Raw genomic sequence first — 25,774 nt, forward strand, 5'->3', positions numbered from 1 at the left:
ATTCGACCATGACTGGGGCCATCCTGCTGCTGATTTGCCTGATCCTGACCGGCCTGTCGATTCGATCGTTTTACCATGGCCTGCGCCGCGCCCAGACCGAACGCGTATTGGACCGCCTTGCCGAAGGCCAGCCCAAGCTCGCCGAAGAAGCCAGCCACTGGAACGGCCTGGAGCGCATGTTCCTGCGCGCAGGCTTGGGCAAACCCAGTGACAGCCTGGGGCTGTGGCTGGCGTTGTGGGCCCTGGGCATCGCGTTGGGGTTGATGGTTGCCGGCTGGTTTGGCCTGGTGATGATGCTGCTGGTGCCACCGCTGTTGCTGCGTTTGTACCTCGCCTGGCGGTATCAGCGGCTCATCAAGCGCATGATCGAACAGCTGCCGCAGTTGCTCGATCACACGGTACGCAGCCTCAAAGCCGGGCGCACCTTGACCGACGCGGTGCTGGGCGGCATCGAGGTCAGCGAAGACCCCCTGAAAAAAGCCATGGGCCGCATCCAGCGCAACGTGCAGTTGGGCGTCAGCCTGCCGGAGTCGACGCATGACTTTGCCGAATTCTACGAGCGCGACGAATTTCGCCTGTTCGCGTTGGGCTTGAAGGTCAACCACCGCTATGGCGGCAACGCCAGCGAGCTGTTGGAAAACCTGATCAAGATGATCCGCGAACGCGAGCAAGCCGCCCGTCAGCTGCGCGCCCTGACCGGCGAAACCCGGGTGACCGCCTATGTCCTCACCGCCCTGCCCATTTCCATGGTGGGCTACTTCCTGGCAGTGAACCCCGCGTACCTGATGACCATGTGGAACGACGACACGGGTCGCCTGCTGCTGTTCGTGGCCCTGGCCATGCAACTCATGGGTTGCTTCACCTTATGGCGTATGTTGCGGAGTGTATGACATGGCGATTGCCCTGCTGATCAGCGCCGTCCTGTTCCTTGCCGCCCTGGCGCTGGTGCTCGCCAACCTGGTCAGGCAGCGACGCGGCCAACGCCTGGTTGCCCAGCGCCTGCAGGGCCAGCTGGCCCGCAAAGATAAATTCGGCAGCCTGATGCAGCAACTGGGCAGCAGCCCGCTGGCGCAACGTTCGCTCAGCCTGGACCATGAAACCCAGGTCCTGCTCAACCGGGTCGGCTGGCGTAAAGCCAGCCAGCGCTCGATGTTCGCCGCCTTCCAGATCGGCACGCCGCTGGTGCTGATGGGCCTTGTGGGGGTGGCCCAGGGCGTGTTGTTTGGCCACAGCGACTCGCCCTGGCTCGCGCCCCTGATCGCCTTGGGCATTGGCTACCTGCTGCCCAAGCGCGTGCTGTCCAGCCTCGCCAAAAGTCGGCAGCAGCAGATCGCCCGCGAGGTGGCAACCTTCATCCCGCTGCTGCGCATCCTGTTCGAATCAGGCATGGCCGTCGAACAGACACTGCGCGTGCTCAGCCTTGAAGCGCAGCGCCTGCTGCCGGCCTTGACCCATGAGCTGCGCCTGATCCTGACACGGGTCGACTCCGGCCTGGAACTCAGCGAGGAGCTGGGTAAGACCGCCCGGCTGCTGGCCGTGGATGAGTTCACCGATACCTGCACCATCCTCCAGCAACTGGTCCAGCAAGGGGGCGGCGCGATGAAGTCGTTGCTGGCGCTCAAGCAATTGCTCGACGACCGCCGCCTGACCCGCATCCAGGAATTCGTTTCGAAGATGTCGGCGAAGATGTCGGTGGTGATGATGGTTTTTCTGTTTCCCGCCTTGCTGATCGTGCTCGGAGGGCCTGCGTTCATCGGCATCTCCCGAGCCTTGAGTAACCTATGAGGAGCGCCCGATGAAAGCCTTGATAGCCGGTTTGAGCCTGTTATTGCTCGGCGGTTGTGCCACCAATGGTCAAACCCCGTGGAGCGCACTCACGGCCACCGGCAGTTGCCCCAAGCCCGCTTCCGACCAGGAGCTGGCATTGAACCTGGCCGATGAAATGGCCAACGACGGCAAGCTGCACGCCAGCCTGGCCAACCTGCAGAACCTGCCCTCGCACTTGCCCCAGGTGCGCCTGCGCCAGGCCAAGGCCTATCGTTTGCTGGGCCGCGGCGAGGCCGAGCCGTTGTACCGCAGCCTGCTCGGCACCTGCATGGCCGCCGAAGGAGAGCACGGCCTGGGCCAACTGGCCTCGGCCAAGGGCGACAACGGGCAAGCCATGGCGCACTTGCAACGTGCGGCACGCTTGGCACCCACCGACGAAAAAATCCGCAATGACCTGGGCGTGGTGTACCTCAACCAACTGCGCCTGGAAGACGCCCGTTTCGAATTCATGACCGCCATGGAACTCAAGCAGAGCGACCCGCTGGCGGCGATCAACCTGGTGACCTTGCTGATCTATCAGGATAACTGGAAGCAGGCCGCACAAGTGGTCGGCCAGATGGGCCTGAGCCCGGAACAAGTCACCGAGGCCCAGGCCAGGGCCGAGAAACTCAAAGGCTCCGGCGCTCCCGTCGCCAAGGCCAGCGATCAGCTCGCCACGGTCCGTGAGACCAACGGCAACTCGAGGAATTGATGATGAAACGACCCTATCTCACCAGCCTGGCAGTGCTGACATTACCCATGAGTGTGCTGGCCATAGAGCCCGGGCCCTCATCCCCGCAACAGGCCGCCACTGAAAATTGGCTGACGTTGCAGGTCAGCGGCAAGCTCGCATCCAGCACCCAGCAAAAAGCCACCGCCGCCGAACGCGAACAGGCTGCCCAGCGGTTGCTGGACAGCTACAAGCATCCGATCCCGGAGTTTTTCGAACAGAAAGTCGGCGGGCAAACCGGCGGCAATCATCAGTAGTTTGTGGGAGGGGGGATGGTGTTGTGATCAGTGAGCCGTCACCTGCTGGTGCGGCGCCAATTTGCCAGGCGACAGCGCCAGTGCCAGTTGCGTGCGGTTATGCATGTGGGTCAGGCGCAACACCTGGGAGACGTACAACTTCACGGTGTTTTCGGTAATGCCCAATTCGCAGGCAATCTGATAGTTGGTCTGGCCTGTGCCCACCAGCCGCGCCACATCCCACTGGCGCGGTGACAGCGGTTTGAAGATCGCCGGAATTTCCGACGGCCCCGCCGGGACCGCTTCGCCCTGCGCCCCTGGCGGGCTGCGGCGGACTTTATCGATGTCCTGATACAGCTCGTTGATGGACTCGGACAGAAATTGCAGCTTCTGATTCAAGTGCCCCAGTTGCAGATCCTTCCTGCGCTCTTGCAATGCGGCGTCCTGGCGCTGCAAGCCTTCGAGCAATTCATCCAGGTTGATCGGCTTCTGATAGTAGTCGGCGAAGCCGGCCCGCAGGGCCTTGATCACATCCTGCTTGTCGGCGCGCCCGGTCAACATGATGGCTTCGAAAGCCCGCTGCTTACCGGCGACCTTTTGCAACGCCTGGACCAATTCGATGCCGTCCATGTCCGGCATATGCAGGTCGCACAACACCAGGCCGATCTCGGCGTCTTCGCTGAAACACGTCAAGGCCTGCTGGCTGGACTGACAAGGGACGCAACGATAGCCGCTGCTTTCGAGAAACTCACAGAGCTCCTCCACGATCAGTGGCTGATCGTCGACCACGAGCACTTTAACCGCAGAGGTAAGCTTGTTCACACGCTACTCCATGCCAGGCACGCCAAAAGATTGGCCCATCTTTTACGACGAATATCCCTACACAACTTAAACAACATTCCTACACAACTTAAACGTAGACGTACTTTCCGACTATGTACATAGCGTTAATACCCCCATGACGACTAATGGATCCAAAACCACGTAAGTACGAATCCCACCAGCAAAAACGGCGCGAACGGCAGTTTTCTTGACGATTGCGGCGCCAAACCGGCCATTTGGTCTTTAAACACCGGCCCCAGAAGCGCCCACACTTTTGGCGCAAGCATCAGCCAGAGCACACTGGCGAATGCCGCCCCGATAAAAGCCCCCAGCAGATACTCCGCATTCGAGGCCAGCGCCAACGCCGCGAGCAACTTCACATCGCCCGCGCCCAGGCGGCCCAGGGCGTAACCCGGCAGGGTCAGCAGCAGCGCCAGCACCAACGCCAGCGCGCCCTGCCCGGCCGGCGCGCCCAGCCATGTGCTGCCCGTGCCCAGCAGGTAGATCAATGCCAACAGGGCCGCCCCCAACGTCAGGCGGTTAGCCAGCAACCGCTGCCGAGCGTCCTGCGCCGCACACAGCCCCAACCACACCAATACCACGGCACCCTGGATCACGTAAAAAACATCCCTTTTTGCTGATTGATTCTATGCTGATATCAAGTAGTAGCCGTCAGGGTAGACGCGGTGATGAGAACAAGCCTCCCCAAAAAGCAAAAGGGTACGGCGGCGATCGAATTCGTCGCCGTGTTCATGATTTTTTTCGGCGTGTTCTACGCAATGGTCAGCTATAGCCTGCCACTGCTGTTAAAACAGTCGTTCAACCAGGCGACCGCTGAAGCCGTGCGCCTGGTCGTGGGCCTGGACCCCACGATGCAAGGCTATGACGCGGCGGTGATCAACATGGCCAATACCACCGTTGCGACACGCCTGGGGTGGCTTCCCGCAGCCTTCAATTTCAACGCAGCGACACAGGTCAACACCACCTTGGTCAGCGGCGTGGTAACGGTAAAAATCAACTACCCCACGGCCAATCTGCAGAATGTGATGCCCTTTATCGTGTTGCCCGGCATTGGCAGCGTGCCGCAGTTGCCGGCGACGCTGCAGGCCCAGTCGAGCCTGCAGTTTTGACCGCCGGGGACAAACTCTTCGGGCGTCTGCTCGGCCGCAGCGGCGCGCTGGCCCTCGACACGCCGGCGCCACCTTGCGCCGGGCTGCACCTGCACCTGGATGCCCAGGGGCGCGTGCTCGATATCAGCGGCACCTTGCGCCAATACCTCGCGCCGCACGCAGTCGCGTTACCGTTGCAAGACTTGCTGTGCGCCGACAGCGCCCTGGCGGTGGAAGGCGTTCCCGCCGACTGGCAACGCCACAGCCTCGACCTGGATTTCCAGGGGGCCGCCGGGCAGCCCTTGCACACCCGCGGCACGCTGGAGCCGCACGCCAACGGCTGGCTGCTGCATGCGGTGGATATCGGCGATTTACTCGGCGGCCGGCAATTGGCCGAGCAACGCGAACAGAACCACCAGCTCACCAGCCTGGTCAGCGCGCAACTGCGGGTGTGCAGCCTCAGCCGTTTGCCCGAGGTGTTCAACGAACAGCTGTGCAGTGTGGCGCAGCGCTGGCGCATTCCCTGTGTGGCCCTCGCATTGCTAGACCAGGAAGACCAGGGCTGGCAGATCTATAGCCAGTACGCCAACCATGATGCGCCGCAGCTCTGGCACACCGGGCAGCGCCTCGGCACCTGCCTGGACAACCTCAACGGCACCACCCCGCTGGCGCTCAAAGCCCCCTATGGGCGTGGCGAGCACCCGCGTTTACACAGTGTGTTCGGCAACGCCGATGGCTTCCTGGTGCCCTATCGCGACGGCCAGGGCGTCGCCGCGTGGCTACTGTGCGGCCCCTACAACGGCCATCCCCACTGCACGGATCGCGACTGGCTGAACCTCGCCGCCGCCCTCGCCGCGCCGTTGCTCAGCCGCGTGCGCGAACAGCAGCACCACCAGCAGTTGGAGCGCCTGGAAGCCCTGCAAGGCTTGCTGGGTACCGGCTGGTGGGAGCTGTTGCCCAGCAGCGACGAGATCCAACTTGCCCCGCAATTGATGCGCAACCTGGGCCAGGCAGAAGAACCGACCCGGCAAGCCCTGGACACCTGGCTGCACCTGATCCACCCCGCCGACCGTCTTGAACTGCAGAGCCGTCTGCGGGATCTGCATCACCTTGGCAAACCTCTGCTCGCCAGCGTGCGCCTCAGCCGCAGCGACAGCACCTGGTATCGCGTCCAGGGCCAAGTGCTGGGCACCGGCGAGCAACGCCGTTGCATCGGTTTCATGCTCGACATCAGCGACATCAAAAACCAGCAGTTGCAGGCCGACGTCGCCCATTCGCGCCTGGAAAACCTGATCGCCAGCTCGCCCGCGATCATCTACGTGCAACGCTACGTGGATGGTGCGCTGCAACCGGTTTTTTTCAGCGACAGCCTGCTGCCGCTGCTGGGCCGTACCCTGGCCGAATGCAACCACGAAAGCCTGGTGCAATGGGTGCACCCGGATGATCGTGACCTGTACTTCCAACGCACCCGCCAGTTGCTGCGCGAAGGCAGCGTACGCAGCCGTTATCGGGTACAAGACAAACAGGGCGGTTACCACTGGCTGCTCGATGAAGCCAAGCTGCTGCGCGACGACCTCGGCCTGCCGGTGGAGGCGGTCGGCCTGTGGCTGGACGTCACCGAGGCGACCTTGACCGCGCAGCAAGTCAAGGACAGCGAGGAGCGCTACCGAATTCTGGTGGAGGACTCCCCGGCGATGATCTGCCGCTACCGCCCGGACCTGACGCTGACCTTCGGCAACACGCCATTGGCCAACTACCTGGAATGCCTGCCGGCCCAACTGCCGGGCCTGAACCTGGGCGGCTGGTTGTCGGACGAACAACGCCAGGCGTTTTTACAACGCATCCACCAATTGACCCCCGAATTTCCGGTCAGTACCGCGGAAATCAGCCTGCAACTGCCGGGGCGCGAGCATGCCTGGTGGGTATGGTCGGACCGTGGGGTGTTTGATAAGCAGGGCGCGTTGCTGGAAGTGCAGGCCGTGGGCCGCGACAACACGGAAGTCCGCCGCTCCCAGCAACAACTGACCCAAAGCGCGAAAATGGCCACCCTCGGCGAAATGGCCACGGGCCTGGCCCATGAGATCAACCAGCCGCTGAACGTGATGCGCATGGCGATCGTCAACGTGCTCAAGCGCCTGAGCACCGGCAACGCACAGGTGGATTACCTCACTGAAAAACTCCAGCGCATCGACGCCCAGGTGCAGCGCGCGGCACGGGTGGTGGACCATATGCGCGTGTTCGGCCGCCGCTCGGAAGTCGAGCAGCAACCGTTCGACCCGGCGCAGGCGGTCGAAGGCACCCTGTCGTTGCTCAGCGAAGGCCTGCGCGGCAAAGGCGTCGAGGTGCGCGTGAGCCAGGCGGATATCCCGGTGCAAGTCAAAGGCCACATCGATCAGCTTGAGCAGGTGCTGATCAACCTGATGGTCAACGCCCGCGATGCGCTGCTCGGCCAGCGCGAGAGAAACCCCGAGTTGCGCCCGTGGATCGCCCTACACACCGAGCACGACAGCCAGCACGTACGCCTCTGGGTCGAAGACAACGGGGGTGGCATCGACCCTCGCTTGCTGGAGCGCATCTTCGAACCCTTTTTCACCACCAAGCCGATAGGCGTAGGCACCGGGCTGGGCTTGTCGGTGAGCTATGGCATTGTGGAAAACATGGGCGGGCGCCTGAGCGTCAGCAACGGTGAGCACGGCGCACGCTTTTGCGTGGAACTGCCCAGGGCCACCGACGCTTAAATCACCAGGTAGGCTTCCCCGGTCTGGCCACAGCTCAGGTTGGCGCCGACATTCACGTTCGCCAGGCTGATCCCCAAGCTGTTCAACAGGTTGTTGAGGATCGGGTTCAACAGCGAGCCCAACAGGCCATCCACCGCCGGTGTGACGATAGCGCTGACGCCACTGAGCAGCGACACGGTATTGGTGATCAGGCTGCCCAGCGGGTTACTGCCCACCGGCTGGTAGGCCGTGAGACCGACGCCGCTGAGGGTCGCGGAAAGGCTGCTGACCACATTGGTGGCCGGCGTGGCGGCTTGATAGGTCGGTGCAAGGCCGACGTTAGGCGGCGTGGCAAATGGCGCGGTACTGGAGAACACCTGGGTCTGGTTGCTTCCGGCGATCGGGCTTTGCACCTTGATCCCGATGCCACCGCCGGCAAACGGCACACGGCTGTCACAGCTGCCAATGAAGGCAATCATATGGCAGGTCTTGGTGCCGATATCGATCAGCGCCAGCGGCGCCACCGTCATCGGCTGGGTGGTCGAAAAAGCATTGGTGATGCTGCCGATATTCAGCGAGGCCAGCGAGGTAGTGGTGCTGGCCGTCAGGCTCTTGGTGCCCGTGCCACCCGTTGGGCAACTGTAGGCGGTGACATAACTGCTGGCGCCACCGGCATCCAACACGACATTGAGCGGCAGGTTGCCCGGCATCACCAGCAAATCCAATTGCTGGCAACCAGCCCCCAGCAAGCACAAGGCCGAATTGATCGAGGTCACCAGGTTCAAGCTCAGCAGGCCATTGACCACGGGGGTCAGTGGCCCCAGCAAGTTATCCACCGCCGTAGTCAACCCCGACAAACTGTTCAACACCGGCAAACTCACCGTCACTTCGGTGCGTACCTGGGCCGTACGCACGTAGATCGCATTCGGGCCCTGTGGGTTGGCCGCCGCCAGCGCCGGGTTGCCGACGGCCGACAGTTGCGGCGGCTGGGTGACTTTGACCTGGGTGGTGATGTTGGCCAGCCCCAGCAGGCTGACCGGCAAGGTCGCCGCCACCGCGCTCTGGCTGTTGGACAGTTGCACAATGCCCTGGACCAGTTGGAAGACTTGAAGGTTGGCGTTCAGCGCCGACGCCGTGGTGCCGGTCTGCACCTGCAGGATCTGCCCAAGCGTCAGCGGTGCCTGGTTGATTGCGGCCAATTGCAGGTTGCCCAGGGCGGTCAACACATCCACCGAGGCGCCGTTGGCGGTCAGCACATTGATCGCGGCCTGGATCAACTGCGTCGCGGTGACGTTGGTGTTGAGCAACTGCGTGTAATTGCCGGCGGTCAGGTTCAGGTTGATCGCCAATTGGTTGAGGTAACTGAGCAGGTTGATATTGGTATTGATCAGGCCATTCCAACCGGCGACCGTCAGGTTGACGTTGCCGCCGAGCAGCCCGGAAAACAGCGGGTTCAACAGGCCGGCATTGGCCGTATTGACGCTGGCCAGCGTGCTGTTGATGGTGAGCTGGGCCAATGCCGGCGTGGGTATCGCCGCCACGGCCGTGGCGGTCAAGACGGTACTGAGGCTGAGCGGATTGCCGGAGGTCAGTGCCCAGACGCCTGCCGCGATGCTGGTTGGCACGGTATTGCTGACCACCACTTGAATCGCTGACGACAGCGCCGGGTTGGCACTGAAGGTGCGCATGCCCGAAGCGCCGGTGGTCACCGAACCGCAGCGGGCCACCAAGGTATTGCCATTGCCCAGTACAAAATTATTGCGCGCCACACTCTGCGCAGCAAAAGCCGCAGCGCTCAAACCGGCCTGGCACGTTCCCCCGCGGCTGACGGCCTCCAGCGCGGCCGTGTCCGCCACGCCTTGCAACTGGCGCTTGGCCAAGTACAAACGGCCGCTGTCGATCACCAGTAATGTGCACATCAACGCCAATGCCAACACACCTACCGTCATCAGACCCACGGCGCCACGCTGCTTGTCATGAAATCGGGGAGACATCGAGCACTCCTGTGCCGGCGAGTCGCCGAGCGCTTACTCTCCTGGAGTGTAGATGAGGGCTCATGCAAACGCAGGCGTCAGGGTACCGAAGGTCTTGTGGGGGGGCTTGCTCCCGATAGGCCGCGCAGCGGCCTCAAAAATGGGCCTGCTACGCAGGCCATCGGGAGCAAGTCGAATCGTCGCACCGCCCCTCCCACAATTTATCCATCGTCCGCTTTATCGCTTAACTGACAGGCATTAGGGCAAGCCCACCTCCCACGGGATTTGCGCTGTCTTTATCGGGGTGGGTAGTTGGACAGGATCTTGCCCACGGTGGAGCGAATCGCATTACTGCGGTCCTGCGGGTTCGGCGAGCTGGCCATGATCTGTTCGTCACTGCCCCGCCATACCAGTTTGCCGTCCTTGCCGTCGAGCAGGTCGATCTGGATAGTCGCCACTTTGTAGGTGATGTTGCGCGTTTCGTTGTACATCGGCGCCCCCCAGTAACCATTCCATGGGCCGCCCCAGGCGCCGCCGTAATTGGTGGTGACTTGCTGCTGGCGGTCCTCGACGATCAGGTAGGCCTGCACCTTCAGGTCGGCATGCCCACCCGCCGCCGCAGGGCGCAAGCCGCGTTGGTCGAGTTGTTCGCCCACGGCCTGGCGGATGCGTTGTTCGGTAAGGTCACTCTTGATCCGTGGATCATCCGGGCGGTATTGCAGCGCCGGGTCTTTCCAGGCCCAGCTGCGGTAGGCGCCAAAGTCGCGGCTGGCATCGAAGTCATGGTTGACCTGACTGGTCTGGCAGCCGCCCAGCAATACAACAACGGCAAGTGCAGCAATGCGACGAAACATGGAGGTTCTCCAAAAGACGTTCGAGCCTGAAATGAGAATAGCGGCTAACTGGGCGGATAGGCGGACATTGCCTTCTGCATCGCCTCGCGCAATGCATCAGCTCGCTCACTCAGGCTGCCCTGGCTGCTGGTTTCGGCGCTGGTGCTCCAGACCGGCTGGCGGGTGCGCGCATCGAACAGGCTGATCCGCGCCACCGCGACGGTGACTTCATAGGTACGCACCACCGGCACCGTGTTGTACATGCCGTAACCATTGCCATAGCGGTTATAGCCGCCATAGCCGTAGCCATAATCGTCCTGCACCTGCCGCAGGCGCTTTTCCAGGCGCACGTCGGCACTGACCAGCAGGTCTGGCGCACGGTTGTCATGCAACAGGCGCAGGCCGCGCTGGTCGAGGGCACCGTTCACCGCCTCGGCAATCTGCGCCGAGTCGACCCAGGCCGAGCCCGCCGGCAGTTGGCCGTTGAGCCAGGCCCAACTGCGGTAGGCACCGTAGTCACGCACCGGCGCCGGGTAGGCGCTGGCATCGAAGGTATTGGCCGCCTGGGCCGGCGCCGGCGGCATCGGCGCCGAGGCCGCCACATAGGGGTTGGGGCTGGAACAGGCGCCCAGACCGAGAGACAACAGGATCAAACACAGACGACGCATTTCGACCTCCGCAACTGGGCCGCTCAAACCGGACGGCAGATCCAGTGTAAATAACGCCCAAGTCCGGCAAAGCTTGGGTGACGACGATGAGCGAGTTCCATCTCCAACAAATCCTGCAGGTCGGCACGGGCCTGGAACTCCACGGGCATATAGTCGTGGAACACCCGCACGCCACTTTGACTTTCGACTTGCCACAGCCCCTCAAGTTGCGCCGCCAACTCCCGTGGATCAAGCGGCTGTTGCGGGGTGAGGCTCTGCTTTTCGCCGGCCATGTCGTTCTTGCGCATCTTGCGGAAGTGGCCTTTGAGCAGGTTGCGATAAATCAGCGCATCGCGGTTGTAGAACGCCAGCGACAGCCAGCCGCCAGGCACGGTGAGTTGGTGCAGCACCGGCAGGATCGCGTGGGGTTCGGCCAGCCACTCCAGCACGGCGTGGCACAGCACCAGGTCATAGGGCTCGGTGAGCTGCCCGAGCAAGTCCTGCCAGGGCGCATGGATAAAAGTCGCGGCCTGCCCGGCCTCGGCGAAACGTTGACGGGCGCCCTCGAGCATCGGCTCGGCGGGTTCGGCCAACGTCACGTCATGGCCGCGCTCGGCCAACCACAGCGACATGTGCCCCAGGCCCGCACCGATGTCCAATACGCGCAACGGGCGATCCGGCAGCGCTTCACTAAGGTCGGCCTGCAATACAGCCAGGCGAATGGCGCCCTTGGCACCGCCATAAATCTTCTCGGCGAACCGTGTGGCCAGTTGGTCGAAATGACGATCACTCATGGGCAAACCGCCGTTCGCTATCGGCCAGCTTGGCGCGCACCACCTCGTTCATGTCCAGGCCCAACTCACTGCACAGCAACAACAGGTACAGTACGATGTCGCCGACTTCCTGGCCGGCGTGGGCGAGTTTGTCCGCGGGCAACTGGCGCGACTGGTCTTCGGTCAGCCACTGGAAAATTTCCACCAGCTCGGCCATTTCCACACTGGCGGCCATGGCCAGGTTTTTCGGACTGTGAAATTGCTTCCAATCGTTGGTATCGCGGATGCGATGCAAGCGTTCGGTGAGGTGTTCGAGGTTCATGCGCGGGCTCCTGAAGGCGTATAGCTTCGGGCGGATAAGCCATCAAGGCAAGTGAATCCAGCGACGCCCAACACAGCCCATGATTACCACGCGGCAAACCTCTATGCTTATAGGGAACTCGCCGGGCGCAATCGCAACCCAAGGCACAGCAACGTCCACTCTCTCATCAGGGCACACACATGCAGGTAGAAAGCTTTTTCGGATGGTTGGGCCAGGCGCTCGGTTCCATCATCCGCTTTATCGTCGACGGGCTCAGCGGGCTATTCGGTGCCTTGACCAACGCCGGTGGCAACTTCGTCGATGGACTGTCACGCACCTTGGGCATGGACACCTCGATCATCAGCATCATTACCCTGATCATCGGCCTGATGCTGTTGTACTCGGCGGTGCGCGCCTTTATGCGGGCGTCGATCATCGTCGGGATCATCTGGCTGATGCTGGGCCTTTGGCTGCTCAGCTGGGTCGTGCATTAATAATTGAATACCCTACTCACCGACTGGCGCCACCGCTCCACCCATCGTCGCGTCTGGGCCCTGGCCGCACCGATGATCCTGTCCAATATCTCCGTGCCGCTGGTGGCCCTGGTGGACAGCATGGTCATCGGTCACCTGCCCCACGCCCATCAATTGGGCGCCGTGGCCGTGGGTGCCAGCCTGTACACCTTTCTCGCCTGGGCCATGGGGTTCTTGCGCATGGGCTCCACCGGGTTTGCCGCGCAAGCCGCCGGGCGCGGCGATGGCGCGGCGTTGCGGCAAATCCTGCTGCAAGGTCTGTCGCTCGCGCTGGGCCTGGCGATAGTGCTGGGCACAGTCGGCATTCCTCTCAGCCACCAGGCCCTGGAATGGATGCAACCGTCCCCCGAACTGACTGAGCTGACCCGCGAATTCTTCCACACCCGCCTGTTCGGCCTGCCCGCCGCACTGGCCAGCTATGCGCTGGTGGGCTGGTTCCTCGGCACCCAGAACGCCCGTGCACCGCTGGCGATCCTGCTGACCACCAACCTGGTCAACATCGCCTTGAACCTGTGGTTCGTACTCGGCCTCGATTGGGGGGTAGTCGGTTCGGCGCGAGCGTCGGTGGTGGCCGAGTGGGCCGGCGCCCTGCTCGGCCTGGCGATGACGCACAAAGCCCTGCGCGCCTACCCCGGGCATATCGCCTGGGCGGCGTTGACGCGGTGGAAAAGCTGGCGCCCGCTGCTGGCGGTCAACCGCGACATTTTCATCCGCAGCCTCGCGTTGCAATCGGTGTTTTTCATGATCACGGTGCAAGGTGCGCGCCTGGGTGACGCCACCGTGGCGGCCAATGCACTGCTGCTCAACGGCCTGCTGCTGACGGCTCACGCGCTGGACGGCCTGGCACACGCGGTGGAAGCGCTGTGCGGTCACGCCATTGGTGCGCATGATCGCCAGGCCTTGCGTCGCTCACTGGTGGTAGCCGGCGGCTGGTCACTGATCGCCAGTACGGGATTCGCCGTACTGTTCACCTTCGGCGGCCACCTGTTTATCGCCATGCAAACCGATATCACCAGTGTGCGCGAAACCGCCGACCGCTACCTGCCCTACCTGGCCGTGCTGCCGTTGATCGCCGTCTGGAGTTACCTGCTGGACGGCCTGTTCATCGGCGCAACGCGGGCACGGGAAATGCGCAATGGCATGCTGCTGACGGTCTTGCTGACATTGCCATTCGCCTGGGCGTTGCAGGGCATGGGTAACCACGGCCTGTGGATAACCTTCCTGCTCTTCATGGCGCTGCGCAGCCTGACCCTGGCATTCATCGGCTGGCGCCTGAACACGCAGAATCGCTGGTTGGTCGGGTCATGAAATAAAAAACCCACCTGAGAAGGTGGGTTTTTGCTCAACCGCTATCGACTCACGACGACAGGTAAGACGAGCGAGTCAACCCGAGACGCAATGCATCCAGGAACTGGGTACGTTCACTCGCACTGATCTTCGCGCTGGCGCACTTGTCACGGTAGTGCGTCATCAACTCCTCCGGCGACAAGTGCACGTAGCGCAGCATGTCTTCGATGGTGTCATGGGTCTCGATCCCGGCGCTGTACACCGAACCGTCTTCGCGCTGGTAGATGTTCACCGAATCGGTATCGCCGAACAGGTTGTGCATGTCTCCCAGGATTTCCTGGTAGGCGCCCACCAGGAAGATACCCAGCAGGTAGTCCTCACCTTCATTCAGGGCGTGCACGGGCAGGCTGGTCTCGATGGACTGCTCATCGACGTACTGCTTGATCTTGCCGTCGGAGTCGCAGGTCAGGTCCTGCAATACCGCACGGCGCAGCGGCTCTTCGTCGAGGCGGTGCAGCGGCAGGATCGGCAGCACCTGGCCGATAGCCCAGGTGTCCGGCAGGCTCTGGAACACCGAGAAGTTGCAGATGTACTTGTCGGCCAGCTTGTCGTTGAGTTCGTCCAGCACCTGGCGGTGCGAGCGCTGACGCGCCTTCAACGAGTTGTGCAGGCGGCGGCACACGGCGAAGTAGCATTGTTCGGCCAGGGCTTTCTCGGCCAGGGTCAGCTTGCCGTCGGCGTACTGGGCGGCCACGTCGCTCATGTAATGCGTGGCGCGCCAGTAGGTTTCGGTGACCATTTCGATGTCGGTCGGGCCGAGCAGGTCGACCAGCCACTGCACGGTCTCCGGCAGCGCTTCCTTGTTCTCGATCTGCGGCACGTCGTCGTTGTGTTTCTCGACGTCGGTGACCTGTACCACCAGCATGGCGTGGTGCGCGGTCAGCGAGCGGCCGCTTTCGGAGAAGATGTGCGGGTGCGGCAGGCTCTGCGCATCGCAGAATTCCTTGAGCATCCCCACTACCACGCCGGCGTAATCGTCCATGTCGTAGTTGATCGAGCTGGCGTTACGCGAGTGCGTACCGTCGTAGTCCACGCCCAGGCCGCCGCCGACGTCAATGTGGTCCACCGGCAGGCCGAGGTTGCGCAGCTCGCCGTAGTAACGGATGGCTTCCTTGAACCCATGCTGGTAGTCGGCCAGGTTGGCGATCTGCGAGCCCATGTGGAAGTGCAGCAGGCGGATGCCCTGGTCCAGGCCGGCAGCGCGGAAGCGCTCGACCACCGACAGCAACTGCGCCGCCGACAAACCGAACTTGGATTTCTCGCCGCCGGTGTCCGCCCATTTGCTCGACGCCAGCGACGACAAACGCACGCGCAAGCCAACCTGTGGCTTGACCTTGAGGCTCGCGGCCTCTTCGATCACCAGGCCGACTTCGGACTCTTTCTCGATCACGATAAATACATTGTGGCCCAGCTTCTGGCCCATCAGCGCGAGGCGGATGAACTCACGGTCCTTGTAACCGTTGCAGACGATGGTGCCGCCCTTCGGTGCCAGGGCCAGCACGGCCAGCAGCTCAGGCTTGGAACCGGCTTCCAGGCCGATGGACACGTTCTGGGTGGCGATGATGTTTTCGATCACCGCTTCCTGCTGGTTCACCTTGATCGGATACAGCGCGGTGTACTTGCTCTGGTATTCCAGGCGCTCGATGTTCGAATCGAACGCGCCGGTCAGTTGGCGCACGCGGTCTTGCAGGATGTCAGGAAAGCGCACCAGCAGCGGCAAGGACAAGCCGCTTTTGCGCAACTCGTCGACTTGCTCGTACAAGTCGACGGGTGTGCTGTTCGGGCCGTTCGGACGGACTTCAACGCGACCGGCATCATTGATCGCGAAATACCCGGCCCCCCAATGGCGAATCCCGTAAACACTGCGGCTGTCCGCAACTGTCCATTGGCTGCCATCGTCTTTGCGTGTGCGTCGTACGGACATCGAAGTCCCCTATAAATGAAGTCGAAGGCACCGCCCCCATCTGAGGCTGGCGCAGTCTAAAGAATTAAAATGACGATTTGCCTGTAAGAGAGGTAGACCCCGCTCGCAGGACAGAGTTTAGACACAGGTCGGGAAGAGGCTTTCAGCCGCCGGACTTCTTGGCCTTGTACCCGAGCTTGATCAGCTCGGCCAACAGCAACTCGACGTGATCGCCCTGGATCTCGATGACGCCGTCTTTCAACGCGCCACCGGTGCCACAGCGCTTTTTCAGCGTCGTGGCCAGCTCCTTCAGGGCATCTTCGGCCAGCGGTACGCCGGTGATGGTCGTCACCGTCTTGCCGCCACGGCCTTTGCTCTCGCGTCGCACGCGGGCAATGCCGTCGCCTTCAGGGATCAGGGTCTGTTTGCAGGTGCAAGCGGCCACGGGCTGACGACAGTCCGGGCAGTGTCGACCTGCGTCGGTGGAAAATACCAGGCCACCAAGGGCGGCGAAGGATGCGGCTTTTTTGGCCACCGGCAATCCTCTTGGGAGGACAAAGACAGATCGGTACCTGCGAAGAGGTCACCGACCGCGAAGCCCCACTCAGGCAGGGGCAGCGCTACCGAACCGCACAGGGTGGTTCGGGTGAAAAGTCGCGCAGTGTAACCACAAAAAGCCGACTTGCTAAGAGCCAAATGGCGCCAATTTATACAACTTTAGCGACGCGAGGCCAGATAGCGCCGCAGGCCCTCTTGAGCGTCCGGGCAATAAGGCTTTTGCTCAGCCTCCAGCAGCACGGTTTCAATGGGTAAAAAGCGTGCTTCCATGACCTCCTCGGGCTGCAACCGCAGGGGGCCATCCCACACGGCGGAGTAGGATTTGCACCAAAGCCGGCTGTCGCCGTCTTCAAAGAAGAAGTGATCGTGCTCGGTCAGTACCGCCCCGGCGACGCCCAGTTCTTCTTCCAGCTCCCGCGCCGCCGATTCAGCGTAGGACTCGCCTGCCGCCACCATGCCACCCGCCGCCGTGTCCCAGAACCCGGGATACAACGCCTTGCTCAGGGTGCGTCGGTGCACACACAGCAAACCTGCCGAATTGAACAGGAAGATAAAGGTGCAACGGCCGATCAGGCCGCGCTGGCGCAGGTCAGACCTGACGAGGTGGCCGAGCAGGTTGTCTTGCCTGTCGACCCAGCAGATCAGTTCAGCATCAGAGGCCGCGCGGTGCGCGGCCTCGTTTGGAATAGCGTCCATCATCAACCCTGGTTGAGGAGCTGACGCAAATCGATCACTGCAGCGTTTGCCCGGGAAATATAGTTGGCCATCACCAACGAGTGGTTGGCGAGAACGCCGAAACCACTGCCATTAAGGATCATAGGACTCCAAACGGTTTCCTGCGAGGCCTCCAGCTCACGAATGATCTGACGCACGCTGACGGTGGCGTTCTTCTTGGCCAGCACATCGGCAAAGTCGACTTCAATGGCGCGCAGCAAATGGGACAATGCCCACGCCTGGCCACGGGCTTCGTAGAACACGTTGTCGATCTGCATCCACGGCGTTTCCACCACTTCTTCATCGACCTGCGGCACCTCACCTGGAGCCAGGGCTTCAGTTTTCAGTGCAGTGTTCAGCTTGACCCGGCCCACGCTGGCCGACAGGCGTTGCGACAGCGAACCCAGGCGGGTGGCGACATCCCCCAGCCAGTTGTTCAGGTTGTCGGCACGCGCATAGAACAGCGCGCCGCGCTGGTTCGGATCAGACAGGCGCGCTTCATAGCGGCTCAGGGAGTTGATACCTTCCTGGTATTCCGACTCACTGGACGGGAGCACCCAACTCTTGTTGTCGAAGTTGAAGCGCGGCTCGGCCTTGGCCAGATCGGCGTCTTCAGCCGACTGCGACTGGGATCGGGCAAAATCCTTACGCAGGGCGCGGGTCAGGTCACGCACCTGTACCAGTACGCCGTACTCCCAGCTCGGCATGTTGTCCATCCACAGGCCAGGCGGGAAACGATCGTTGGAAATGTAGCCACCGGGCTTGTTCAGCAACGTGCCGACCACGGTCTTGAGGGTTTCAACGGTGGTGTAGCCCACCACCATCTGCTTGCCTTCCTTCTCGGCGGCAAGCTGGGCGTTTTGCTGGACCGGGAACAGCGCCGGCTCTTCGCTCCAGTACCAACCCAGGGCACCGGTGACCAACAGGTACAAGCCCAACACGCTGAGCAAGGCTTTGCTCATCAGCAGGTTGCGAAAGTAGCCACGATTGGCCGACTTGGGCTCAGGGGCGGGGCCTTTGGCACTGCCTTCACGGTTTTTCCAGTCCAGCATGGCGATATCCTTTCAATCACTTGAGTTCATGCACATCAATTGTCCGGGTGCGTTCAAACACTCCGACCACAACCCTACCCCATCGTGCCCGCCGGTGCGGGCCTTTTAAACGAAAGTGGCACACAGGCAGATTCGACTATAAAGGATGCACGCTTTTTACGCTGCGCGACCACTCGGTCAAAAACTGAATGGCAGAGACTTGCACTTAATTGACGTATGACACTCATGCAACATAAAAGAGGTGCTAGCATAGAGCCATCAGTCGACCTCAGCATGCACCCTCACTAGTAGTCAGGATATGACCGAGCCAGAAGACCCCAGCCGTGAGCGTCTCAAGCACCATTTTGCCCAGCGGGTAATTCATCAGGCACGTCAAATTCTTGAGATCTGGCAACGCCTGCAACGCAGTGAATGGTCGAACGCCGATTTCTCCGAACTCAGCGAAGCCAACCTGCGCCTGCTGCGCTTCGCCGAGCGCTTCGAGCAGCCGGAGCACGGTCAACTGGCACGGCATATCGGCGAGTCCCTGCAGGCTGTGGACGAAAATCGCGGGCGCTTGAGCAGCCAACTGATCACCGAACTCAACCGCCTGATGCAACGCCTGTCACGCACCGGCCTGCGCCAGGGCGACCAGTTGGAACAAACCTTCCTGCCACCGATGCGCAAGCCGATCTACGTGATGTTGGCCGATCACGACCGCGCCGAGCGCCTGGCCAAGCAGCTGGAATTCTTTGGCATGAGCGCCCAGTCCCTGGACAGCATCGCGGCTTTTCGGGCGTCCATGGCCGAGCGCCTGCCGTCCGCCATCGTGATGGATGTGGACTTCTGCGGCGAAGGCCAGGGCCTCAAGCTCGCCGCCGAAGCCCAGGAGGGCCTGGAGCAAAAGCTGCCGCTGCTATTCTTCAGCTTGCATGAAACCGACACCCCGACCCGCCTGGCCGCCGTGCGCGCCGGCGGCCAGGAGTTCCTCACCGGCACGCTGGAAGCCTCAAGCCTGCTGGAAAAGATCGAAGTGCTGACCTGCGTTGCCCAGTACGAACCCTATAAAGTCCTGATCATCGATGACTCACGCGCCCAGGCATTGCACACCGAGCGGCTGCTCAACAGTGCCGGTATCGTCACCCGCACCCTGATCGAACCGATCCAGGCCATGGCTGAACTGGCGGATTTCCAGCCAGACCTGATCATCCTCGACATGTACATGCCCGCCTGCACCGGCACCGAACTGGCCAAGGTGATCCGCCACAACGACCGCTACGTCAGCGTGCCGATCATTTACCTGTCGGCCGAGGATGACCTGGACAAACAGCTGGACGCCATGAGCGAAGGCGGTGACGACTTCCTCACCAAACCAATCAAGCCGCGCCACCTGATCACCACCGTGCGCAACCGCGCCGCGCGTGCGCGCAACTTGAAGGCGCGGATGGTGCGCGACAGCCTGACCGGCCTGTATAACCACACCCATATCCTGCAACTGCTCGAAGACTGCAGCTTCCGCGCGCGCCGCGAGAACAAGCCGTTGAGCTTCGCCATGCTCGATATCGACCATTTCAAACGGGTCAATGACAGCCACGGCCACCCTATGGGCGACCGCGTGATCAAGAGCCTGGCGCTGTTTCTCAAGCAGCGCTTGCGCAAGACCGACTATATCGGGCGCTACGGCGGTGAAGAGTTCGCCATCGTGATGCCCGACACCGACCTGGAATCGGCCTGCAAGGTGCTGGATGAAATCCGCGGGCGCTTTGCCGAAATTCATTACCCGGCCCAACCCCAGGATTTGTGGTGCACCTTCAGCGCCGGCCTGGTTGAATTGTGTGATGGCTCCGACAGTTTGATGATGGCCGCCCAGGCCGACGAGGCGCTGTACCGCGCCAAGGATGCCGGACGCAACCGCGTACTGGCCGCACGCACAACAAGGCAAAGTGCCACTTTTTCACCGGAATCCACTGATTCCGTCATAACTATGTAATAGAAACGCAATAACTTCAGGCACTTATCTTTCGCCGTCGGTTGAAACCCCGCATGCGCCTGAAGCTGCTGACCAATCTCAATACCCTTCTATTGGTGGCCGTGTGCCTGGCCTTGGGTGCGACACTCTGGTGGTCGCAACGGGCGCTGGAACGACCTTACCTGTTGATGGAGCGTTATCTGGGTTTGTCCCAGACCTTTCAGAATCAGGCCGCGCGCAATATCGACGATTACCTGGCCAGCGGTGATGCCTTGCGCCTGAGCAGTGCCGGCCAGAGCCTGGAAAGCCTGCTGCAGCATCTGGATGACCTGCCGGCGGACCTCGCGCAGAACCTGCGCCCCAGCCTCGTTGACCTTGATGCGTTCAGCAAAACCGACCTGCTGGCCGCCGGCAAACTGGCGGGTGACCCGCAAGCGCTGTTGCTGCAAGCCGAACGTGAAGTGGGGGCGAACCTGGAACAACTGAGCCAGTACGCCATGGGCGTCAACTCGCCGGAGGCGGCGCGCTACCTGCCGCCGCTGCTGGACGCGTCCCAGCACCTGGGCAAATTATCCCTGGCCCGCGATAAGCTGGTCAGCAGCGGGCGCGCCGAACTGGCCGACGATGTAGAGCGAGAGCTGGCCAGCATCCGCACCCAGGCCGAACGGTTGGCGCAATTGCCCTTGCTGGGCGTCAAGGCCAGTAGCGAATCCAGCGCCAATGACTTCTCCGCCATGATGGGCCTGGAAAACAACGAAAAGACCGAAGCGCAAGACACCGGCGTCGACCTCAAGCGCGAACTCAACAGCCTGCTGACCCGCTACCCCGCCGAACTCAAGCGCACCCGCGAGCAGATCCAGCAACGGGCCGACCTCGCCACGGCCACCCATCTGAAAATCGCCGCCGTGCAGCAAGCCATCGCCGGCCTGGAGCCCGTGGTGCGTGCGCAACACGGCAAGATCCAAGGCGAAGTACGCTTGATGCAGGGCGTGATGATCGGCCTGATCCTGCTGATCGCCTTGTTGATCGATACCCTGCAACGGCGCCTGGCGCGGGTGCTGACCCATCTTGCCCCGGCGCTTTCGACCTGGGCCGAAGGCGACTTCGGCCAACCGATCGCCCTGGGCAAGACCAACCGCGAACTGCACGACATCGAAGCCTCCCTGAACCGTCTGCGCGCCTACCTGGTGGACCTGGTCGGCACCATTCGCGGCAATGCCGAGGAAGTTGCCGGCACCAGCCGTACCCTCGCCGAGCTGAGCAGCGGCCTGCACGACGGCGCCGAGCGGCAGGCGGGCGATACGGCGCAGATTCGTGACTCCCTGGGCGAGCTGGAAGCCACCATCCAGCAAGTGGCGGGTGATGCAAGCCAGGCCGCCGACGCCAGCCGCAGCGCGGGCCAGGCTGTGGAACAGGGTCAACGGGTGATCGGCTTGAGCCTCACCGGGCTGCATTCGCTGGTCGGCGAAGTGCAGCAAAATGCGCAGATGATCGAAAAACTTGCCGAGGAGTCCGCCACGATTGGCGGCGTGCTGACGGTGATCCGCTCGATTGCCGACCAGACCAACCTGCTCGCGCTCAACGCTGCCATCGAGGCCGCCCGCGCGGGTGAGGCCGGGCGCGGGTTTGCCGTGGTCGCCGATGAGGTGCGCTCCCTGGCCCAACGCACGGCGGGCGCCACGGCGCAGATCCAGGACCTGATCGCCGGCCTGCAAACCGCCGCCCACCAATCGGTGCAAGGCATGCGCGCCCAGGTCGAACACGCCGAAGCCACAGCCCAGCAAGCCCAGGCGGCGGATGGCGCGCTGGATGAAATCGTCGGGGCGATCCAGACCATCTCCGACACAGCAGTGCGCATCGCCGATGTGACGGCACAACAGAGCGGCGCCGTCAGTGAGATTCGCGATAACAGCGAGCGGATTCACCAGCTGGGTGAGGATAACCTGCAGCGCATCGGCCAAGGGCGCAGTCAGGGCGAGCACCTGCTGGTGCTGGGAGGCCAGCTCAATACGGCAGTCAAAGCCTTCCGCGTCTGAGCCGTTCCAACGCCATATGAGGATAAATGTGGGAGGGGGCTTGCTCCCGATTGCGGAGTGTCAGTCTCAGTACCTATGACTGATCCACTGCTATCGGGAGCAAGCCCCCTCCCACAGTTGATGTTCGTTGGATTCGGAGTGTGTCGCCAATGACCGGATCCTGCGGCGCAGTCACAAACTTTGCGCTATCCTCGCTAATCGTGCCGCCTACTGCATAGAACTGGACAGTCACAAAGGCTTTGCGGCATAGTCGCCGGGTTCTGCCGTACCCCATCCATAACAAGGAACAGCCGATGGCGACCTTACTGGTTCTTCACGGACCCAACCTGAACCTGCTCGGCACCCGCGAACCGGGCGTCTATGGGGCAGTGACCCTGGATCAGATCAACCTTGATCTTGAGCGACGGGCCCGTGAAGCCGGCCACCATCTGCTCTACCTGCAAAGCAATGCCGAGTACGAATTGATTGATCGCATCCATGCCGCACGCGGTGAAGGCGTGGACTTTATCCTGATCAATCCCGCCGCTTTTACACACACAAGCGTTGCATTACGTGACGCATTGCTGGCGGTGAGCATCCCATTCATCGAAGTGCATTTGTCCAACGTGCATAAACGCGAAGCTTTCCGCCATCACTCTTATTTCTCCGACGTAGCGGTAGGAGTGATCTGCGGCCTTGGCGCCAGCGGTTACCGACTGGCCCTGGAGGCCGCCCTGGAACAACTTGAACAACCGGCCAAGCGCCCCTGACCGACCCTTGGGAGTTGATGATTCATGGATATCCGTAAAGTTAAGAAACTGATCGAACTGCTGGAAGAATCCGGTATCGACGAGCTGGAAATCAAGGAAGGCGAAGAGTCCGTACGCATCAGCCGTCACAGCAAGACTCCGGCCCAACCCTACTACGCACCACAAATGCAGGCACCGGCTCCCGCCGCACCTGCTCCGGCCGCCGCACCCGCTGCCGCTGCTGCACCTGCCGCCCCAGCCGCACCTGCGCTGAACGGTTTCGTGGTCAAGTCGCCAATGGTCGGTACTTTCTACCGTACCCCGGCACCGGGTTCGCCATCCTTCGTTGAAGTCGGCAAAACCGTGAAAGTGGGTGACACCATCTGCATCGTTGAAGCGATGAAGATGATGAACCACATCACCGCTGAAAAAGCCGGCGTCATTGAATCCATCCTGGTAGAAAACGGTCAGCCGGTTGAGTACGACCAGCCGCTGTTCACCATCGTTTGAACCGCGGAGTGCCTTCGATGTTGAAACCTGCGAAGAAACTGCAAAAAGTCCTGATCGCCAACCGCGGCGAGATCGCGCTGCGTATCCTGCGCGCCTGTAAGGAAGAGGGCATCAAGACCGTCGCTGTTTACTCGACGGCCGATACCGAATTGATGCACGTGAAGCTGGCGGACGAAAGCATTTGCATCGGCCCGCCACTGGCCTCGAACTCGTACCTGAAAGTCTCCAACATCATCGCGGCCGCGGAAGTGACCGGCGCTGATGGCATCCACCCGGGCTACGGCTTCCTCGCGGAAAACGCCGATTTCGCCGAACAGGTGGAAAAATCCGGCTTTGCCTTCATTGGCCCCAAAGCCGATACCATCCGCCTGATGGGCGACAAGGTGTCGGCCAAGGACGCGATGATTGCGACCGGCGTGCCAACCGTTCCAGGTTCTGATGGCCCGCTGCCTGAAGACGAGGAAACCGCCCTGCGCATCGGTCGCGAAGTCGGTTACCCGGTGATCATCAAAGCCGCTGGTGGTGGTGGTGGTCGCGGCATGCGTGTGGTGCACAAGGAAGAAGACCTGATCGAAGCGGCCAAACAGACCCGCGCCGAAGCCGGTGCCTGGTTCGGCAACTCGATGGTCTACCTGGAAAAGTACCTGACCAACCCACGTCACGTGGAAGTGCAGGTGCTCTCCGACGGCCAGGGCAACGCCGTCCATTTGGGCGACCGCGATTGCTCGCTGCAACGTCGTCACCAGAAGGTACTGGAAGAAGCTCCGGCACCGGGCCTGGACGAAAAGGCTCGCCAGGAAGTGCTGGCTCGCTGCGTCAAGGCGTGCATCGACATCAACTACCGTGGCGCCGGCACCTTCGAGTTCCTCTACGAGAACGGCCGCTTCTACTTCATCGAGATGAACACTCGTGTGCAGGTAGAGCATCCGGTCACGGAGATGGTCACCGGTGTCGACATCGTCAAGGAGATGCTCAGCATCGCCGCTGGCAACAAGCTGTCCTTCACCCAGGACGACGTGAAGATCCACGGTCACTCCCTGGAGTGCCGGATCAACGCCGAAGACCCGAAAACCTTTATCCCAAGTCCAGGCCTGGTCAAGCATTTCCATGCTCCCGGCGGCAACGGCGTTCGCGTCGACTCGCACCTGTACAGCGGCTACAAGGTTCCGTCCAACTACGACTCGCTGATCGGCAAGCTGATCACCTGGGGCGCGACCCGCGACGAGGCCATGGCCCGCATGCGTAACGCCCTGGACGAAATCGTGGTCGACGGCATCAAGACCAACGTCCCCCTGCATCGGGACCTGGTTCGTGATGAAGGCTTCTGCGAAGGTGGTGTAAACATTCACTACCTGGAACACAAGCTGGCCAACCAGTAAGTGCTCCACCCAACAAAGCCGCCTTCGGGCGGCTTTGTTGTTTCTGGCCTGCTGATGTGATCGTTCCCACGCTCCGCGTGGGAATGCATCTTGTGACGCTCCGCGTCACGAACGTGGGAACGATCGTCGGCGCAGTCGTCTTCTGCCCGCCTCTCGCGTAAACTTGCGCGCTTTCGCGACACATGTAGTCGTACACTCATTTTTTCAAAGGTGCCCGCCATGCCTTGGCTGCAAGTCCGTCTCGCCATCAGCCCAGAACAAGCCGAAACCTATGAAGACGCTTTCCTCGAAGTAGGCGCCGTTTCGGTCACGTTCATGGACGCCGAAGACCAGCCGATCTTCGAACCCGAACTCAACACCACGCCGCTGTGGTCCCACACCCACCTGCTGGCCCTGTTCGAAGACGGCACCGATGCCGCCAGCGTGCTGGCCCATATGGAATTGCTCACCGGTAGCCCGCTGCCGGAGCATCACAGCGAAGTGATCGAAGACCAGGATTGGGAACGCAGCTGGATGGACAACTTCCAGCCGATGCGTTTCGGCCAGCGCCTGTGGATCGTGCCGAGCTGGCACGCCGCACCGGAACCAGGCGCCGTCAACTTGCTGCTGGACCCGGGCCTGGCGTTCGGCACCGGCACCCACCCCACCACTGCGCTGTGCCTGGAATGGCTGGACGGCCAGGACCTCACCGACTGCAACGTACTGGACTTCGGCTGCGGCTCGGGGATTCTGGCGATTGCCGCGTTGTTGCTGGGCGCCAAGCAAGCCGTGGGCACCGACATCGACGTGCAAGCCCTGGAAGCCTCCCGCGATAACGCAGGGCGCAACCACATTCCCGAGGACAAATTCCCGCTCTACCTGCCGGAGCAATTGCCCCAGGTGCAGGCCGACGTGCTGGTGGCCAACATCCTCGCCGGGCCGCTGGTTGCCTTGGCGCCGCAACTGTCGAGCCTGGTCAAGCCGGGCGGCCGCCTGGCGTTGTCGGGCATCCTGGCCGAGCAAGGCGAGGATGTCGCCGCCGCTTACGCCGAGGATTTCGAACTGGACCCGATCGCCAATCGTGATGGTTGGGTACGCATCAGCGGTCGTCGGCGCTAGAATGAGCGCTTGCCTGAATCG

The 25,774-nt window shown here is 62.0% G+C and carries 25 protein-coding genes; 14 read left to right on the forward strand and 11 right to left on the reverse strand.

Translation table 11 applies throughout. The features are described 5' to 3' along the window. Positions 1–8: 8 nt before the first annotated feature. Genes MJP36_RS26845 through MJP36_RS26860 form a run of 4 tightly spaced genes read left to right on the forward strand, consistent with a single transcriptional unit; the run spans position 9 to position 2,793 of the window. On the forward strand, positions 9–890 hold the full coding sequence (locus MJP36_RS26845; protein WP_244384458.1) for a type II secretion system F family protein: 882 nt from the start codon (positions 9–11) through the stop codon (positions 888–890). 1 nt (position 891) lies between these two features. After that, entirely contained in the window at positions 892–1,785 is an 894-nt protein-coding gene (locus MJP36_RS26850; RefSeq protein WP_081087050.1) for a type II secretion system F family protein, read from the forward strand. Between the two features lie 10 nt (positions 1,786–1,795). Further along, complete coding sequence (locus MJP36_RS26855) at positions 1,796–2,518, forward strand: tetratricopeptide repeat protein (RefSeq protein WP_244384460.1); 723 nt, start codon at positions 1,796–1,798, stop codon at positions 2,516–2,518. Positions 2,519–2,520: 2 nt separating this feature from the next. Then, a complete protein-coding gene (locus tag MJP36_RS26860; RefSeq protein WP_060755714.1) occupies positions 2,521–2,793 on the forward strand; it encodes a DUF3613 domain-containing protein in 273 nt (90 codons plus the stop codon). Positions 2,794–2,820: 27 nt separating this feature from the next. Here the strand turns inward: MJP36_RS26860 and MJP36_RS26865 are convergent, their stop codons facing one another. Continuing rightward, entirely contained in the window at positions 2,821–3,594 is a 774-nt protein-coding gene (locus MJP36_RS26865) for a response regulator transcription factor (protein WP_060755713.1), read from the reverse strand. 143 nt (positions 3,595–3,737) lie between these two features. Beyond that, the gene (locus MJP36_RS26870) at positions 3,738–4,211 is read right to left on the reverse strand and encodes a prepilin peptidase (protein ID WP_244384461.1); all 474 of its coding nucleotides are present in this window, start codon (positions 4,209–4,211) and stop codon (positions 3,738–3,740) included. A gap of 72 nt (positions 4,212–4,283) precedes the next feature. Between MJP36_RS26870 and MJP36_RS26875 the strand changes: the two genes are divergently transcribed. Together MJP36_RS26875 and MJP36_RS26880 are read left to right on the forward strand one after the other, a co-directional pair. Beyond that, the gene (locus tag MJP36_RS26875; protein WP_244384463.1) at positions 4,284–4,724 is read left to right on the forward strand and encodes a TadE/TadG family type IV pilus assembly protein; all 441 of its coding nucleotides are present in this window, start codon (positions 4,284–4,286) and stop codon (positions 4,722–4,724) included. Next, the gene (locus MJP36_RS26880; RefSeq protein ID WP_244384465.1) at positions 4,721–7,441 is read left to right on the forward strand and encodes an ATP-binding protein; all 2,721 of its coding nucleotides are present in this window, start codon (positions 4,721–4,723) and stop codon (positions 7,439–7,441) included. The genes MJP36_RS26875 and MJP36_RS26880 overlap by 4 nt, the downstream gene beginning before the upstream one ends. Here MJP36_RS26880 and MJP36_RS26885 read toward each other — a convergent pair. The 5 genes from MJP36_RS26885 to MJP36_RS26905 all read right to left on the reverse strand — a co-directional run bounded on the left by MJP36_RS26885 (position 7,438) and on the right by MJP36_RS26905 (position 11,968). Further along, complete coding sequence (locus MJP36_RS26885; RefSeq protein WP_244384467.1) at positions 7,438–9,414, reverse strand: pilus assembly protein TadG-related protein; 1,977 nt, start codon at positions 9,412–9,414, stop codon at positions 7,438–7,440. The genes MJP36_RS26880 and MJP36_RS26885 overlap by 4 nt on opposite strands. Positions 9,415–9,689: 275 nt before the next feature. Then, a complete protein-coding gene (locus MJP36_RS26890) occupies positions 9,690–10,247 on the reverse strand; it encodes a DUF4136 domain-containing protein (RefSeq protein WP_060755009.1) in 558 nt (185 codons plus the stop codon). Positions 10,248–10,291: 44 nt separating this feature from the next. Continuing rightward, positions 10,292–10,894 (reverse strand): DUF4136 domain-containing protein, encoded by a 603-nt coding sequence (locus MJP36_RS26895; protein WP_244384469.1) that lies wholly within the window; start codon positions 10,892–10,894, stop codon positions 10,292–10,294. A gap of 23 nt (positions 10,895–10,917) precedes the next feature. Continuing rightward, positions 10,918–11,667, reverse strand: a complete 750-nt coding sequence (locus tag MJP36_RS26900; RefSeq protein ID WP_060755011.1) for a methyltransferase — start codon at positions 11,665–11,667, stop codon at positions 10,918–10,920. Further along, positions 11,660–11,968, reverse strand: coding sequence for a MazG-like family protein (locus tag MJP36_RS26905; protein WP_003188211.1), 309 nt, complete (start codon positions 11,966–11,968; stop codon positions 11,660–11,662). Before MJP36_RS26905 ends, MJP36_RS26900 begins: the two co-directional genes overlap by 8 nt. Before the next feature lie 179 nt (positions 11,969–12,147). On the opposite strand from MJP36_RS26905, the gene MJP36_RS26910 reads away from it, so the two are divergent. After that, positions 12,148–12,441 (forward strand): hypothetical protein, encoded by a 294-nt coding sequence (locus tag MJP36_RS26910; protein ID WP_060755012.1) that lies wholly within the window; start codon positions 12,148–12,150, stop codon positions 12,439–12,441. A 3-nt stretch (positions 12,442–12,444) separates the two neighbouring features. Continuing rightward, positions 12,445–13,788: an MATE family efflux transporter gene (locus tag MJP36_RS26915; protein WP_244384471.1), complete on the forward strand. Its 1,344-nt coding sequence runs from the start codon at positions 12,445–12,447 to the stop codon at positions 13,786–13,788. A 49-nt stretch (positions 13,789–13,837) separates the two neighbouring features. Here the strand turns inward: MJP36_RS26915 and speA are convergent, their stop codons facing one another. The 4 genes from speA to MJP36_RS26935 form a co-directional block, all read right to left on the reverse strand. Continuing rightward, positions 13,838–15,751 (reverse strand): arginine decarboxylase, encoded by a 1,914-nt coding sequence (gene speA, locus MJP36_RS26920; RefSeq protein ID WP_060755014.1) that lies wholly within the window; start codon positions 15,749–15,751, stop codon positions 13,838–13,840. Between the two features lie 142 nt (positions 15,752–15,893). After that, complete coding sequence (locus MJP36_RS26925; protein ID WP_060755015.1) at positions 15,894–16,265, reverse strand: translation initiation factor Sui1; 372 nt, start codon at positions 16,263–16,265, stop codon at positions 15,894–15,896. 182 nt (positions 16,266–16,447) lie between these two features. Then, entirely contained in the window at positions 16,448–16,984 is a 537-nt protein-coding gene (locus MJP36_RS26930) for an NUDIX hydrolase (protein WP_161547813.1), read from the reverse strand. A 2-nt stretch (positions 16,985–16,986) separates the two neighbouring features. Beyond that, positions 16,987–17,964, reverse strand: a complete 978-nt coding sequence (locus tag MJP36_RS26935; protein WP_372241630.1) for a DUF2333 family protein — start codon at positions 17,962–17,964, stop codon at positions 16,987–16,989. Between the two features lie 388 nt (positions 17,965–18,352). Here MJP36_RS26935 and MJP36_RS26940 point away from each other — a divergent pair, with 388 nt between their 5' ends. From MJP36_RS26940 to prmA, 6 genes are all read left to right on the forward strand, one after another. Continuing rightward, positions 18,353–20,023, forward strand: coding sequence for a response regulator (locus tag MJP36_RS26940; RefSeq protein WP_060755018.1), 1,671 nt, complete (start codon positions 18,353–18,355; stop codon positions 20,021–20,023). A gap of 53 nt (positions 20,024–20,076) precedes the next feature. Continuing rightward, on the forward strand, positions 20,077–22,038 hold the full coding sequence (locus MJP36_RS26945) for a methyl-accepting chemotaxis protein (protein ID WP_244384473.1): 1,962 nt from the start codon (positions 20,077–20,079) through the stop codon (positions 22,036–22,038). A gap of 293 nt (positions 22,039–22,331) precedes the next feature. After that, a complete protein-coding gene (gene aroQ / locus MJP36_RS26950) occupies positions 22,332–22,787 on the forward strand; it encodes a type II 3-dehydroquinate dehydratase (RefSeq protein WP_010213488.1) in 456 nt (151 codons plus the stop codon). A gap of 24 nt (positions 22,788–22,811) precedes the next feature. Then, the gene (accB, locus tag MJP36_RS26955) at positions 22,812–23,276 is read left to right on the forward strand and encodes an acetyl-CoA carboxylase biotin carboxyl carrier protein (RefSeq protein WP_060755020.1); all 465 of its coding nucleotides are present in this window, start codon (positions 22,812–22,814) and stop codon (positions 23,274–23,276) included. Positions 23,277–23,293: 17 nt separating this feature from the next. Further along, positions 23,294–24,655 (forward strand): acetyl-CoA carboxylase biotin carboxylase subunit, encoded by a 1,362-nt coding sequence (gene accC / locus MJP36_RS26960; RefSeq protein ID WP_060755021.1) that lies wholly within the window; start codon positions 23,294–23,296, stop codon positions 24,653–24,655. A gap of 219 nt (positions 24,656–24,874) precedes the next feature. Continuing rightward, entirely contained in the window at positions 24,875–25,753 is an 879-nt protein-coding gene (gene prmA, locus MJP36_RS26965) for a 50S ribosomal protein L11 methyltransferase (protein WP_060755022.1), read from the forward strand. The last annotated feature ends 21 nt before the right edge of the window (positions 25,754–25,774 follow it).

The sequence above is a fragment of the Pseudomonas palleroniana genome (assembly GCF_022836895.1).
GTDB lineage: Bacteria > Pseudomonadota > Gammaproteobacteria > Pseudomonadales > Pseudomonadaceae > Aquipseudomonas > Aquipseudomonas palleroniana.